This window comes from Pseudomonas pichavaramensis (genome assembly GCF_050473265.1).
Lineage (GTDB): Bacteria > Pseudomonadota > Gammaproteobacteria > Pseudomonadales > Pseudomonadaceae > Aquipseudomonas.
The window spans coordinates 163,955-177,485 of the sequence record NZ_JBJKFJ010000007.1; the positions used below are offsets into that span (position 1 = coordinate 163,955).

The window sequence follows — 13,531 nt, forward strand, 5'->3', positions numbered from 1 at the left end:
ATCCTTAGGAGTTACAGACAATGAAACCGTTTCAATACAAAGCCCCGGAGCGGGTCTATACCCAATCCGTCGCGTCCCTCGGGCTAACCCAAGTGTCCTTTCATGGCTCAGACATCCGCGCCGCTGAGATGGCCGCGACTGACCCAGTGATTTACGCCCAAGCGCTGCTCGAAGCTGCTGACGATCACCTCAATGGTGGCGAATGGCGTGAGAACATGAACGCCGCTTTCCCTTCTGAAGTTCGCCCGTTCGGATCCGTTCCGACATGTCCTCAGGTCGCCCTGATGGCTGATCGTTCGGTGTCCTTCGATCCCCGCCAGACCTACGATGGTCGCTCAGTGTCCAAGGGTGTCGCAGTGGCAGGCTCGCTGGTGTCCATGCAGGCGCCTGAGGTTGGCGTACTGGTGTCCGCCCGAGTATCGATCCTTGATCACACCGTTCAATTCGGCTTCACGGAACGCTCTATGCAGCAGACCGGGGACAAGGCACTAAACGACCTTGAACTGTCGTTGGCCGGTAAGATCGCTCAGAACCTTGAGGGACAGCCCTCGGTCTCCAAGGTCTACGCTGGGCAACTCAGCGGAACGCCTGCGACTCAAGCTGAAGACATCCTCGACATTATCGCCGTCCGCCTGGATACCTTTTGGGGCCGCGATATTTCCGAGTTTGGTGTCTTGATCCCCGTGAGCCTTCGCCCCGTCCTAAACCGAGCCGCCCAGCGTGCAGGCCTTGAAGACATCGATGAGCTGGTAGGCACCCGCGTGCAGGTCTACAGCGGCACCGACCGGGGCATCTTCCTGGCGCCCAAGGCATTCGCCATGCTGTCCTTCCGTGAGAACAAGGACGGTGACGTGTGGCGCCTTGAGCTATCCCGCAATAGCTCCATGATGAGCTGGGAACTGGAAGTAACCGCAGTGGTGGACGTAATGGCCACCGCCATGGTGGAGGTAAAGGTAGGCGGCTCGGACTGGGAGACGACCTCGGTAGCACTGCCGATCATCAAGCAAATCGTATTGGCTGACGAGCCGGCGCCTTGAGCCATCTCGGGGTGTTCGCTGAGTCGCCTAAGCGTGGAGGGAATAGCTGATAACCACCCTCCCACCACAAAGGATTGAGCCCCTGGAAAGCCTGGGGCCGTCCTACCGAGTCCATAGCCGACAACTGGCAGACATTGGTTCTCGTAACCTGAGAAACCTCCTTGATAGCTCCGAGCGCCCTTATGGCCTCGGGGCTTCTTTTTGTAATACCCGACTGAATTACTTGGTCTCTGCTGGGTCGGCCTTAGGGGACAAATTGTCCCCTGTGAAGCCCTTGAGAAAATGGGCCAAAAATTTGAGCCCCCATCTCATATAGAGCGCTGCCAGGAATACCCCCTTGGCCCCTGCGACTGTTACAAAAACTGGCACAACCCTGGCACAAATCGAGATTGACAGACGCCCTGAGCCAGCCATTAAGATGGCGCCTCCTGACCTACTTCAGGATTGTTTCAGAGCAATGGTTTGAGACTTGGCCAGACGTTATCCAATAGCACTGGCTGAGCAGCGACATTCGGATGGATGCCATCGGCCTGCATCATCGAAGGCACGCCACCTATGCCTTCCAGCACGAATGGCACCAACGCAGCGCCGGACGCTTCGGCCACTTTGGGGAATACCTCGGCGAAAGCCGTGGTGTAACGCACGCCGTAGTTCGGCGGCAGGCGCATGCCCAAAAGCAGTACCTTGGCCCCAGTCTGCTGCGACTTCTCGACCATCGACGCAAGATTCTGTTGCAATTGCGCAGGAGGCTGGCCGCGCAGACCATCGTTACCGCCAAGTTCGATAATCACCAGCTCTGGCTTGTGCTCCGCAAGTAGCGCAGAGAGCCGTGCGGCGCCGCCTGCGCTGGTATCACCACTGATCGATGCATTGACCACCGAATGCTCGAAACCCTCTTGTTCAAGGCGTTCTTCGAGCAAAGCGACCCAGCCCAGGCGGCTATCCAGGCCAAAAGCGGCGCTGATACTATCGCCGACCACAAGCAGTGTGCCTGCAACCGCTCCCTGAGCCCAGAACATCAGGGCCAAGGCACCACTGAGCCACCATGCACGCATTTGGAATCTCCATGACTTCGAGCATTCTCGCTGCGCGAAACCTTAACAAAGTGGTCAGCAGCGCGGAAGGTGAGCTGACCATCCTCCATGACCTCGACCTTGAGCTGGCCAAAGGCGACAGCCTGGCCATAGTCGGCAGCTCAGGCTCAGGTAAATCCACCCTGCTCGGCCTGCTTGCCGGCCTCGACCTGCCTAGCGGCGGCGCCGTGCTGCTGGCTGGCAAGAACCTCAGCGAACTCGATGAAGACCAGCGCGCACGCCTGCGCGCCGAGCACGTTGGCTTCGTGTTCCAGTCCTTTCAGTTGCTCGACAGCCTCAATGCACTGGAAAACGTGATGCTGCCGCTGGAACTCGAAGGCCATGCCGATGCCCGCCAACGTGCCCGCGCCCTGCTCGAGCGCGTTGGCCTGGGCCAGCGCCTGACCCACTACCCGCGCCAGCTCTCCGGCGGCGAGCAGCAACGTGTGGCTATCGCCCGCGCCTTCGCAGCAGACCCCGACGTGTTGTTCGCCGATGAGCCGACCGGCAACCTCGACAGCCACACCGGCGAACGTATCAGCGACCTGCTTTTTCAGCTCAACCAGGAGCGCGGCACCACCCTGGTGCTGGTCACTCATGACGAGCGCCTGGCGCATCGCTGCCAGCGGCTGATCCGCCTGGAAGCCGGACATCTGATCGACAGTGTGGAGCCCTGATGAATCGCGTTCCCGCCACACGCCTGTTTTCGCTCGCTGCCCGCCAACTGCTGCGCGATGCGCGTGCCGGCGAGTTGCGGGTACTGTTCTTCGCCCTGCTCGTCGCAGTGGCCGCCAGCAGCGCCATCGGTTACTTCAGCGCCCGACTGAATGACGCCATGCTGCTGCGCGCCAGCGAATTTCTCGCCGCCGACCTGCGCCTTAGCGGCAGCACGCCTGCCAGCCAGGAACAGATTGATGCGGGTCTCAAACTGGGGCTCGACCATGCCAAAGCGGTGGAGTTTTCCAGCGTGGTTGCGGCGCAGGACGGGATCCAACTGGCCAGCATCAAGGCAGCCGGTGACGGCTACCCGTTGCGCGGCGAACTGCGCAGCGCGGCCGAACCTTATGCCCCCGAACAGGTCGGCTCCGGTCCGCAGCATGGGGAAGCCTGGGCAGAAGCGCGGCTTATGGTGGCGCTCAACCTGAAGATCGGCGACGAGATCGAAATCGGCGCCAAGACTCTGCGCCTGAGCCGCGTGCTCACCTACGACCCCGACACTGCGGGCGATTTCTACAGCCTGACGCCACGCGTGCTGATGCATCTCGATGACCTGGCGGCGACCGAAGTGGTTCAGCCCGGCAGCCGCGTACGCTTCCGCGAGCTCTGGCGCGGCGATGCCGACACGCTGGCAGCCTATCGCCAGGCTGTCGAAGCCGACCTGGAACCGAATCAGCGACTCGATGATGCACGCGACGGCAACCGCCAGGTTGGCGGTGCCCTGGGCCGTGCCGAGCGCTACCTCAATCTGGCCAGCCTGGCGGCCGTGTTGCTCGCTGGCGTGGCAGTAGCCTTGTCGGCGGCACGCTTCGCCGCGCGGCGTTTCGATGCCAGCGCCCTGCTGCGCTGCCTCGGCCTTTCAAGACGTGAAGCCTTGACGCTCTTCACCCTGCAACTGGCTTTGCTCGGCCTCGTAGCCTGTCTGCTGGGGGCTCTGCTGGGCTGGGGCGGACAGTACATCCTGTTCCATCTGCTGCGCGGCCTGATCCCGGCCGATCTGCCGCCCGCCGGTATCTGGCCGGCGCTCGCAGGCATGGCGACGGGCCTGGTGGCACTGGCCGGCTTCGCCCTGCCACCACTGGCGGCCCTGGGCCGTGTGCCGCCGCTGCGCGTGTTGCGTCGCGACATGCTGCCGGTGCCTGCCAGCTCCTGGCTGGTCTATGGTGCTGCGCTGGTCGCACTTGGCTTGATCATGTGGCGTCTGAGCCTGGATCTGCGCCTGACCCTTGCCCTGTTGGGGGGTGGTTTGCTGGCCGCCACGCTACTTGGCGGCCTGCTATTGCTCGGTTTGCAAAGCCTGCGTCGACTGCTGCAACGAGCGGCCCTGCCCTGGCGCCTGGGGCTGGGCCAATTGCTGCGTCACCCACTGGCAGCAGCCGGGCAGTCGCTGGCGTTCGGCCTGATCCTGCTGGCCATGGCACTGATCGCCCTGTTGCGCGGCGAGCTGCTCGATACCTGGCAGGACCAGTTGCCAGAGGACGCGCCAAACCATTTCGCCCTCAACGTACTGCCTGCCGAGCGCGATGCCTTCGCTGCTCGCCTGGCTGAGCTTTCGCCCCATCCTGCACCGCTGTATCCGGTAGTACCAGGCCGCCTGATCATGATCAATGACGAGCCGGTGCGGCAGCTGGTGACCAAGGAGAGTCGCGGCGAGCGGGCCATTCAGCGCGACCTGAGCCTGACCTGGGCCGAGGAACTGCCAACGGATAACCAGATCAGCAGCGGTAGCTGGTGGGGTGTCGCGCACGCCAGCGAACTGCCGGGCGTTTCCGTCGAGGCTGAATTGGCCGAAAGCCTGCAACTGAAGCTCGGCGACCGTCTGCGTTTCAATGTGGGTGGCATCGAGCGCGAGGCGCAGGTCACCAGCCTGCGCCAGGTCGACTGGGACAGCTTCCAACCCAACTTCTACATGATATTCGAACCGCAGACCCTGCAGGACCTGCCGGCCACCTACCTGACCAGCTTCTACCTGCCGCCAGGCCATGACAGCGAGTTGATCGCCCTCAGCCGCGCGTTCCCCAGCGTCACCCTGCTACAGGTCGACGCGCTGCTGGCGCAGCTGCGCAGCATTCTGGCCCAGGTCACCCTGGCCATCGAATACGTACTGCTGTTCGTACTGGCTGCCGGCGTCACCGTGCTGCTGGCCGGATTGCAGGCGACATTGGACGAGCGTATTCGCCAGGGCGCTCTGCTGCGGGCGCTGGGTGCCGAACGCAAGCTGTTGATCAGCGCTCGCCGCGCGGAATTCGGCCTACTCGGCGCGGCTGCCGGCCTGCTCGCCGCATTGGGCTGCGAACTGGTGAGCTTCCTGCTCTATCGCTATGCCTTCGACATGAGCTGGCAGCCGCATCCCTGGTTGTTGTTACTGCCACTGATCGGCGCCTTGCTGATCGGCCTCGCCGGCGTCCTGGGTACCCGCCGCGCACTGAATGCCAGCCCACTGAGCGTGCTGCGAGAGGGCTGAGCGTGACGGCAGGGGTTTGCTAGACTGGCGCCCCTGCCAGCCAATAGAACTACCATGAGCCGCTATCGCCCCCCTCGCCCTGCCGGTACACCATTGATCACGCCCGAAGGCGAAGCACGCATGCGCGCCGAACTGCATGAACTCTGGCACGTGCGCAGACCGCAAGTGACGCAGTCGGTCAGCGAAGCCGCCGCGCAGGGTGATCGCTCGGAAAACGCCGAATACACCTACGGCAAGAAGATGCTGCGTGAGATCGACAGCCGCGTGCGCTTTCTCACCAAGCGCCTGGAGAAGCTCAAGGTCGTCAGCGATAAGCCGTCGGACCCGAACAAGGTGTATTTCGGTGCCTGGGTCAGCATCGAGGATGAGGACGGCGAACAGTCGCGCTATCGCATCGTCGGCCCCGACGAGTTCGATCTCAAGCAGGGTCTGATCAGCATCGACTCGCCGCTGGCACGTGCGCTGGTGGGCAAACCTCTGGATGCCGAAGTCCGTGTGCATAGCCCTGGCGGCGAGAAGACCTGCTATATCGTCGAGATCGAGTATCCCTAAGGAGCGCAGCAGGTCGCGGCTGAAGCCCCTCCCACAAGACTTACTTCGCGCCTCCAGGGTTCTAACGTCGGGTAATGAGTCCCTGGCGCGCCACACGAACCAGCTCGCCGACGGTTTGTGCCACGTCCTCGGCGCTGGGTGCCTGGATTACCGCCAGGTCGAAGCTGTCGCGGGCAAAGCGGCTCAGCGACTCGCCGTTCTGCACGAACTGGATACGAAACGCACGCGACCCGACCCAGCGCTTGGGCCAGCCTTCGAGATAACGCAGCAAGGTAGGCTGGTGGCTGCCGCCAAGCAGCACACGCGGATTGCGCAGCAGCAGGCCCGAAGTGATGGGCGCCAGGCGAATAAGGGGTTGGGGACAGATCATGGTCAAGTCTCCGCCTCGAGAATCCCGCTGGGCAGCGGTGAGAGGCGACACCGAACCAGCGCTTTAGCGGAATTTCAGGTGTCGTAGATAACACCCTGAGGCGCCCCGCAAGTAGCTGTTTAAATCGGCGCAGCGCGCATCCTAGAGAAGCACATGGCGAGCTGTCAAGACGCCACCCCAACCTTCGATTGGCTGACGCACTACCCAGGCGGCCAGCGCTCCCTGGAAGCCGCCTCACCCTTGTTTTTTTACGCGCGCAAAGCAAGGCAGTCGCTTCACTTTTTCGCCTTGACGTGTCGACTCGTAACAGAGAAACAGAAGCGATCAGGTCGCTAAAACAAGGCAAGCTGCAGAGAAATACCGAACTAGAGGGCCCGCCCGCAACGCGCAGATGCTGGCATGTTTCCTGCGCTATCGATTGCGCCTTACGCGCCACCGGATGGGCGCGCACATATTGCAGGACGCTGCTGACCGCCTTCCCAAAACCATCGAGAGCACCCATGAAGAACAATAAGACTCTGCTCGCCCTCTGCCTCGGCGCCGGCCTGCTCGCCAGCGGCCAGACTCAGGCTTTCTGGTTCGGTTCATCCGACTACACCCAGACCAAATACCCCATCGTCCTTGGCCACGGCATGCTCGGTTTCGACAGCATCCTCGGCGTCGATTACTGGTACGGCATCCCCGCGGCATTGCGGCGTGACGGTGCCAGCGTGTACGTCACCGAGGTCAGTCAGCTGGACACCTCCGAGGCACGCGGCGAGCAACTGCTGCAGCAGGTCGAAGAGATCGTCGCCATCAGCGGCAAGGGCAAGGTCAACCTGATCGGTCACAGCCACGGCGGCCCGACCACCCGTTACGTCGCCGCCGTGCGTCCGGAGCTGGTCGCGTCGGTCACCAGCGTCGGCGCGCCGCACAAAGGCTCGGCCACTGCCGACTTCCTCAAGGGCATCAGCGACGGGCCAGCCGGGCCGGTGGCAACCCCTGTACTGGTCGGCATCGTCAACGGCCTCGGCACGTTGATCAACTTCCTTTCCGGCAGCTCCAGCACTACACCACAGAATGCGCTCGGCTCGCTCGAATCACTCAACAGTGAAGGCGCTGCGCGTTTCAATGCCAGGTTTCCGCAAGGCCTGCCCACCAGCGCCTGTGGCGAAGGTGCTTACAGCGTGAATGGCGTGCGCTACTACTCTTGGAGCGGCACCAGCCCACTGACCAATGTGCTGGACCCCAGTGATCTGCTCATGGGCGCCTCGTCGTTGACCTTCGACAGCGAAGCCAATGACGGACTGGTTGGCCGCTGCAGTTCGCGCATGGGCCAGGTGATCCGCGACAACTACCGGATGAACCACCTCGATGAGGTCAACCAGACCTTGGGGCTGACCAGCCTGTTCGAGACCGATCCGGTGACGGTCTATCGCCAGCACGCCAATCGGCTGAAGAACGCCGGACTTTAACCTGCTGTTCCTCGCAGGGTGCCCATGAAGCACCCTGCGAGGTATTGCTCTAAGCCCCGCTTCGGAGCAGGCACCATCCTGACCCGGCGCACGACTGGAACCTGCCGTGAAGAAAGCCCTGTTCGTCCTCCCTGTACTGATCACCGCCGCTCTGGCGTTGATGCTTTACCTGCAACCCGGACACCAACCGACCTCGTTCACACCTGCCACCGCCACTGCCGTGCAGCCTGTACCGGAACCGACTGCAGAGGCCGTATCGCCAAGCAACCGCGACACGCAGAAGAGCGCCGCCAAGCTGGCCCTGCCCAGCTCCTTCGCTGGCACCGAAGTCGACGGCAGCTTTCGCGTCGATGCCGCAGGCAATCTGATCGTCAGCGAGGATATTCGTCGCATCTTCGATTACTTCCTCGCCAGCATCGGCGAAGAGAGCCTGCAAGCCAGCGTCTCGCGGCTGCGCAGCTACATCGACAGTCAATTGCAGCAACCCGCGCGAGCCCACGCCCAGGCGCTGTTGGCGCAGTATCTGAACTACAAACGTGAGCTGGTACTGCTGGAGCGCGACCTGCCGCAGATGGCCAGCCTGGATGCCATGCGTCAACGAGAAAGTGCGGTGCTGGCGCTACGTGCGCGAATTTTCGATGGCGAAACCCATCAGGCCTTCTTCGCCCGTGAGGAAGGCTACAACCGCTTCACTCTGGAGCGACTGGCTATCCAGCATGATGGGGAAATGAGCGCCGAGGAGAAAGGCGCCGCTGTCGACAGACTGCGAGCAGCTCTGCCCGAAGACCTGCAGGACGCAGTACTGCCGCAACTGCAGCAGGAGCTGCGACAGAGCACCGCCCGTTTGCAGGCCGAAGGCGCCAGTGCGGCGCAGATTCGCCAGATGCGCCAACAACTGGTTGGAGCCGAGGCCACAGCCCGCCTGGAGACGCTGGATAGCCAACGACAAAGCTGGCAAAAGCGCCTGGACGCCTACCTTGCCGCCAAAGCGCAGATCGAGAACAACCCGGGGCTCAGCAGCGGCGACAAACGCAGCGCCATAGAAGCGCTGGCGACAGAAGGATTCGACGAGCGTGAACGCCTGCGCCTGGACGCCGCCGAACAGCTGGCGGCTGCCAAACGTCAATAAACAGGTCAGGCGCTGTCGCGCAGCACCAGCTCGAAACCGACGTCGATGCAGTGTTGCTCGGGCACTTCACCGCGCATCAGTTCCAGCAGCATGTTCGCCGCCAGCTCACCGATACGACCACGGGTGGTGCGCACGGTGCTGAGCGCCGGATGCATCCAGGCCGCTGCCGGCAGGTCGTTGAACCCGGCGATGGCCAGCCGCCCGGGAACATCCAGGCCGAGCTGACGCGCACGGAACAGGGCGCCCATGGCCAGGTCGTCGTTGTTGAAGAACACCGCATCGATCTGCGGCTGCTGCGCCAACAGGCGGTCGAGCAACTCGGCGCCAAGGCCGATGGAAGACAGTTCCGGCGTCAGCAACTCCAGTGCGGGGTCGTGACGGTTCAGATAGCGCATGACCTGGCGATAGCCCTCGGCGCGCTGCAGGGTGCGCGGGTCGAGCTGCGCAGCAGCGAAGGCGATATGCCGATAGCCACGCTGCACCAGGGCTCGGGTCATAGCGGCACCGGCCTCGATCTGGGAGAAGCCGACGCAGTAATCCTCCGGCTCCTCGCTCAGTTCCATCAGCGTCACCAGCGGACAGGTGCTGGTACCAAGAATCTCGCGCGCCGCGTCGCTGCGCTCGAAGCCGGTGACCAGTAGCCCCGCCGGCTGATGCGCAAGGTAGGAGCGCAGCAGACGCTCGTCTTCCTCGACCCGGTAGTGGCTGACGCCGATCATCATTTCAAAGCCGGCCGGCATCAGCACCCGCTGAATCGCCTCGACAGTATCGACGAATACCGAGTTCGACAGCGACGGGATCACCACTGCCACCAGATTGGAGCGTGAGCTGGCCAGTGCCCTGGCCGCGGGATTGGGCACATAGCCCAACGCCTGGGCCGCACGCATCACTTGCTCACGCAACGCGTCAGAAACCCGCCCCGGCTGCGACAGCGCACGCGACGCAGACATCAGCGAGCAACCCGCTGCCTTGGCTACATCGGACAGGGTGACTCGTTCTGCAGAGCGGCGACGGCGTTGGCTCATAGCGCCTCCATTGTTTACCAGCGGGCGATTCTACCAGCCCAGCCGGTGAATAAAGCGCGGGACACGCCGCCCGGGGAAACGCCACCATGCAAGGAGCGTTGCCACCTGCGTGCCCCGCGAAACTTCAAGCTGCCCGTGATCAGCCCTACCCGGCCTGATCACGGCTCAGCTTTACAAAGCAGCCTTGTCGACTTCGGCCTGAACCTGATCGAACAGTTGCTGGCCGACGCTATCGACGACCTGCTGGATAGCCGGAGCAGCCTGCTCACGCATGCGCTGCATCTCAGCCGGTGCCACTTCATTGATCTGCATGCCCTTGTCCTTCAGCTCGGCCAGCGCGCGGGCGGCTTCCTCGCGGGTGTCCTGGCGCTCGAAGTCACGCGCCTTCTTCGCCGCTTCCAACAGGATGTCCCGCTCGGTTTGCGACAGACCGTCCCACCAGCGCTTGGACACCGTAACGATCCACGGGCTGTACACATGGTTGGTCACGGTCAGGTACTTCTGCACCTCGTAGAACTTCGAGGAAAGAATGGTATTGAACGGGTTCTCCTGACCGTCCACGGCCTTGGTCTCCAGCGCAGTGAACAGCTCGGAGAACGGCATCGGCACCGCGTTGGCGCCCATCAGCTTGAAGGTTTCGAGGAACACCGGATTGGGCATGACCCGCAGCTTGACGCCGGAGAAGTCCTCCAGCTTGCTGATCGGCCGGGTGTTGTTGGTCAGGTTACGGAAGCCGTTCTCCCAATAGACCAGCCCGACCAACCCCTTCTCTTCCAACTTGTCCATCACCTGGCGGCCAACCGGGCCGTCGAGCACCACATCGGCCTGTTCGGCACTGCTGAACAGGAACGGCGTGTCCCAAACCGCCATTTCCTTGGTGATGCCCACCAGGGTCGCGGTGGAGCCAACCATCATTTCCTGCGCACCGCCGATCAGCGCACTCTGCATCTGATCATCGGAACCCAGGCTGGCAGCGCCGAAGGTACGCACCTTGAGCTTGCCATCGGAGGCCTTGGCCACCTCTTCGGCAAACAGCTTGGCCGCGCGGCCCTGGTTACTGTTCTCGTTGAGTCCATAACCGAAACGGATCATGCGCGAACGCACATCGTCGGCATGGGCACTCATACTGGCGAGCGGGCTGCACAGCATGGCAGCGGTGAGGATGGCGAGCAGTGGACGTTTCATCGGGGTTACCTCTTATTGTTGTGAATTAAGCCGGCGCGCCAGCGCCGGTGGATCAACTCAACGCAACCAGGCCAGCGGCACGGTGACGATGGCCGGGAAAACCAGCAGCAACGCGACGATACCCAGGTAGATCAGAAAGAACGGCAGCACACCGCGCACGAGAATCTCCATGCGCAACTTGCCGATACCGCCAACGACGTTGAGCACGGTACCGACCGGCGGCGTGATCAGGCCAATCGAGCCGATCAGCACGAACATCACGCCGAAATACACTGGGTCGACCCCGGCCTTGATCGCGATCGGCGCCAGTACCGGAGCCAGGATCAGGATCGTCGGCGTCAGGTCCAGAACCATACCCACCGCGATCATCAGCAGCATGATCGCCAGCATCAGCAGACGCGGATGCTCGCCCAACGGACCGAGCATGGCACCGATTTCGTCAGGCAACTGAGCCAGGGTGATCATGTAGGCCGACACCGTCGCTGCCGCGCAGAGGAACATCACCGAAGCAGTGGTACGGCTGGCACGCGTCAGCGTTTCCATCAACTGGCTCCAGCTCAGCTCGCGATACAGCAGCGTGGAAACGGCCAGTGCATAGACCGCAGCGACCACCGCCGCCTCGGTAGGCGTGAAGATGCCGAAGCGCAGCCCGCCGACGATGATCACCGGCAGCATCAGCGCCGCCACGCCATCGACCAGCACACGGCGACGCTCGGCGGCGCTGGCCTTGGGCGGTGTTGGTTCGGTGAAGCCACGGGCGATCAGGGTCCAGGCGATGATCAAGCCAGCGCCCATGATCAAGCCCGGCACCAGGCCGGCCATGAACAGCTGGCTGATCGAGGTATTGGTGACCACGCCATAGATCACGAACGGCATGGACGGCGGGATGATCGGCGCGATGATGCCGCCGGCCGCGACCAGGCCAGCCGAAGAATGCACGGGATAACCACGCTGACGCATCATCGGCAGGAGCAGGGTCGCCAGCGCAGCGGTATCGGCCAGTGCCGAACCGGACATGCTGGCCAGCAATACGGCTGCAGCGATGGCCACATAGCCAAGCCCACCTCGCAGGTGGCCGAAGTACGCCTGCGCCATGGCGATGATGCGCCGCGAAATGCCGCCGGCATTCATCAGCTCACCCGCCAGGATGAAGAACGGCACCGCCAGCAGCGGAAAACTATCAGCACCGGCGAGCAGATTCTGCGCCAGCAACTGGACATCCCAGAAATCCAGATACCACATCAATACTGCCGCTGTGAGAATCAGGGCGAACGCGATGGGCATGCCGAATGCCATGAATCCCAGCAGGGAGGAAAGAAATACTGCGACCGTCATCGGCAGGTCCTCGGTGGGCAGTGCCCGTCTTGTTGGAATGGGCCAAACATCATTCGACCAGCGCCTGGCTCATCGACTGCCGCGGCGTACGGCGCCAGAGATTGATCAGTTGCACGAACGCCAGGATGGCCAGTACCAGCATGCTGGCCAGCACCGGGAACATGGCCAGCACCACCGGGTAGCCGACCACCGTGCTGACATTGCCCCAACCGAACTGCACCTGATTCCAGGCGCCCCAGGCCGACAGCAGGCTGGCCCCTGTCACCAATATCCAGCTGAGCGAATCCAATAGCCGCTGCGCCAGTAACGGGAAACGATCACGAATCATGCGGAAGGTCATCAGCTCGCCACGCCGCATGCTGGAGGCCACACCGACGAAGACCAGCCAGACGAAAGCCAGGCGCGACAGCTCTTCCGCACCCGGCCAGCCCGTACCGAACACGTAGCGCAACACCACGTTGGCGAAGACCGCCACCACCATGAACGCCATCAGCGCAGCCATCAGGCCGTCCGTCAGGCGGTCGAAGATGCGGGCCACACGCCCCTCATAAATGGGCTCGGCACCCAACTGGGCGTCTTGGTTAGCGCTATCAATCTCCGCATCATCAATAGCGGCTTCGTCGCTGCCGGCAGCTTCCTGCAGATCGCGCCGCACCCAGGCTTCGATCTCGCCAACCAGTGTTTGTCGTGACTGTTGCGCATCGAGCACCAGCACCAGCGGCTCACCAGCGGGAGACTCGAGGGTGGCGAACTGGCTGTCGACCAGCGAAGTCGGCATGAAATGCCCGGGACGGGAACCAACACGTTGCAAGGCGGTGGCGTGATCGATGTCCAGGTGGACGAACTGCAAGCCAGTCACTGCAGCGCGCAGACGATCACGGTAGACACGCTTGAGTGAAGAACAGGCCAGCACGAAGCCCTCGCCTGCTGCCTGCGCGGCCAGCATCTGCTCGCACAGGGCATCCAGCCATTGGCGACGATCGTCGTCGCTCAGCGGGATACCCGCGCGCATGCGCTCGACATTCTCGGCAGGATGGAAATGATCGGCCTCGATATGGCGCCAGCCTAGCGCGGTAGCGACCGCCTGGCTGATATCGCTCTTGCCGGAGCCGCTGACGCCCATAACCACCAGGGCAGTGTGGGAAGGCAGTACGGAAGGCTGCTGTTGCATGGAAACTCCAGGGCACCAT

Annotated in this window: 12 protein-coding genes; 6 read left to right on the plus strand and 6 right to left on the minus strand. The window is 62.8% G+C overall.

Annotated features, from left to right (window positions below; genetic code table 11):
- Positions 1 to 20: 20 nt before the first annotated feature.
- On the plus strand, positions 21 to 1,037 hold the full coding sequence (locus ACJRW5_RS13630) for a hypothetical protein (RefSeq protein WP_484571039.1): 1,017 nt from the start codon (positions 21 to 23) through the stop codon (positions 1,035 to 1,037).
- A gap of 449 nt (positions 1,038 to 1,486) precedes the next feature.
- Here ACJRW5_RS13630 and ACJRW5_RS13635 read toward each other — a convergent pair whose 3' ends face one another.
- Positions 1,487 to 2,092: an arylesterase gene (locus ACJRW5_RS13635; RefSeq protein ID WP_484571040.1), complete on the minus strand. Its 606-nt coding sequence runs from the start codon at positions 2,090 to 2,092 to the stop codon at positions 1,487 to 1,489.
- Between the two features lie 11 nt (positions 2,093 to 2,103).
- On the opposite strand from ACJRW5_RS13635, the gene ACJRW5_RS13640 reads away from it, so the two are divergent.
- The 3 genes from ACJRW5_RS13640 to greB are packed head-to-tail and all read left to right on the plus strand — an operon-like array spanning position 2,104 to position 5,843.
- Positions 2,104 to 2,787, plus strand: coding sequence for an ABC transporter ATP-binding protein (locus ACJRW5_RS13640; protein ID WP_484571041.1), 684 nt, complete (start codon positions 2,104 to 2,106; stop codon positions 2,785 to 2,787).
- Entirely contained in the window at positions 2,787 to 5,291 is a 2,505-nt protein-coding gene (locus tag ACJRW5_RS13645) for an ABC transporter permease (RefSeq protein WP_484571042.1), read from the plus strand. The genes ACJRW5_RS13640 and ACJRW5_RS13645 overlap by 1 nt, the downstream gene beginning before the upstream one ends.
- Positions 5,292 to 5,345: 54 nt before the next feature.
- Positions 5,346 to 5,843, plus strand: coding sequence for a transcription elongation factor GreB (gene greB, locus ACJRW5_RS13650; RefSeq protein ID WP_484571043.1), 498 nt, complete (start codon positions 5,346 to 5,348; stop codon positions 5,841 to 5,843).
- A gap of 61 nt (positions 5,844 to 5,904) precedes the next feature.
- On the opposite strand, the gene ACJRW5_RS13655 is transcribed toward greB, so the two are convergent.
- Entirely contained in the window at positions 5,905 to 6,213 is a 309-nt protein-coding gene (locus ACJRW5_RS13655) for a class I SAM-dependent methyltransferase (RefSeq protein WP_484571044.1), read from the minus strand.
- 500 nt (positions 6,214 to 6,713) lie between these two features.
- On the opposite strand from ACJRW5_RS13655, the gene ACJRW5_RS13660 reads away from it, so the two are divergent.
- Positions 6,714 to 7,667 (plus strand): alpha/beta fold hydrolase, encoded by a 954-nt coding sequence (locus ACJRW5_RS13660; RefSeq protein ID WP_484571045.1) that lies wholly within the window; start codon positions 6,714 to 6,716, stop codon positions 7,665 to 7,667.
- 106 nt (positions 7,668 to 7,773) lie between these two features.
- On the plus strand, positions 7,774 to 8,796 hold the full coding sequence (locus tag ACJRW5_RS13665; protein WP_484571046.1) for a lipase secretion chaperone: 1,023 nt from the start codon (positions 7,774 to 7,776) through the stop codon (positions 8,794 to 8,796).
- 5 nt (positions 8,797 to 8,801) lie between these two features.
- Here the strand turns inward: ACJRW5_RS13665 and gntR are convergent, their stop codons facing one another.
- The 4 genes from gntR to ACJRW5_RS13685 all read right to left on the minus strand — a co-directional run bounded on the left by gntR (position 8,802) and on the right by ACJRW5_RS13685 (position 13,512).
- Positions 8,802 to 9,821: an HTH-type transcriptional regulator GntR gene (gntR, locus tag ACJRW5_RS13670; protein WP_484571047.1), complete on the minus strand. Its 1,020-nt coding sequence runs from the start codon at positions 9,819 to 9,821 to the stop codon at positions 8,802 to 8,804.
- Positions 9,822 to 9,992: 171 nt separating this feature from the next.
- The gene (locus ACJRW5_RS13675) at positions 9,993 to 11,006 is read right to left on the minus strand and encodes a TRAP transporter substrate-binding protein (protein ID WP_484571048.1); all 1,014 of its coding nucleotides are present in this window, start codon (positions 11,004 to 11,006) and stop codon (positions 9,993 to 9,995) included.
- 57 nt (positions 11,007 to 11,063) lie between these two features.
- Entirely contained in the window at positions 11,064 to 12,341 is a 1,278-nt protein-coding gene (locus ACJRW5_RS13680) for a TRAP transporter large permease subunit (protein ID WP_484571049.1), read from the minus strand.
- A gap of 49 nt (positions 12,342 to 12,390) precedes the next feature.
- Positions 12,391 to 13,512 (minus strand): gluconokinase, GntK/IdnK-type, encoded by a 1,122-nt coding sequence (locus tag ACJRW5_RS13685; protein ID WP_484571050.1) that lies wholly within the window; start codon positions 13,510 to 13,512, stop codon positions 12,391 to 12,393.
- Positions 13,513 to 13,531: the final 19 nt, after the last annotated feature.

Excerpts from the sequence above, each read along its gene's own strand:
- ACJRW5_RS13630 (WP_484571039.1), top strand. The coding sequence starts at position 21 with ATGAAACCGTTTCAATACAAAGCCCCGGAGCGGGTCTATACCCAATCC.
- ACJRW5_RS13635 (WP_484571040.1), bottom strand. The coding sequence starts at position 2,092 with ATGCGTGCATGGTGGCTCAGTGGTGCCTTGGCCCTGATGTTCTGGGCT.
- ACJRW5_RS13640 (WP_484571041.1), top strand. The coding sequence starts at position 2,104 with ATGACTTCGAGCATTCTCGCTGCGCGAAACCTTAACAAAGTGGTCAGC.
- ACJRW5_RS13645 (WP_484571042.1), top strand. The coding sequence starts at position 2,787 with ATGAATCGCGTTCCCGCCACACGCCTGTTTTCGCTCGCTGCCCGCCAA.
- greB (WP_484571043.1), top strand. The coding sequence starts at position 5,346 with ATGAGCCGCTATCGCCCCCCTCGCCCTGCCGGTACACCATTGATCACG.
- ACJRW5_RS13655 (WP_484571044.1), bottom strand. The coding sequence starts at position 6,213 with ATGATCTGTCCCCAACCCCTTATTCGCCTGGCGCCCATCACTTCGGGC.
- ACJRW5_RS13660 (WP_484571045.1), top strand. The coding sequence starts at position 6,714 with ATGAAGAACAATAAGACTCTGCTCGCCCTCTGCCTCGGCGCCGGCCTG.
- gntR (WP_484571047.1), bottom strand. The coding sequence starts at position 9,821 with ATGAGCCAACGCCGTCGCCGCTCTGCAGAACGAGTCACCCTGTCCGAT.
- ACJRW5_RS13675 (WP_484571048.1), bottom strand. The coding sequence starts at position 11,006 with ATGAAACGTCCACTGCTCGCCATCCTCACCGCTGCCATGCTGTGCAGC.
- ACJRW5_RS13680 (WP_484571049.1), bottom strand. The coding sequence starts at position 12,341 with ATGACGGTCGCAGTATTTCTTTCCTCCCTGCTGGGATTCATGGCATTC.
- ACJRW5_RS13685 (WP_484571050.1), bottom strand. The coding sequence starts at position 13,512 with ATGCAACAGCAGCCTTCCGTACTGCCTTCCCACACTGCCCTGGTGGTT.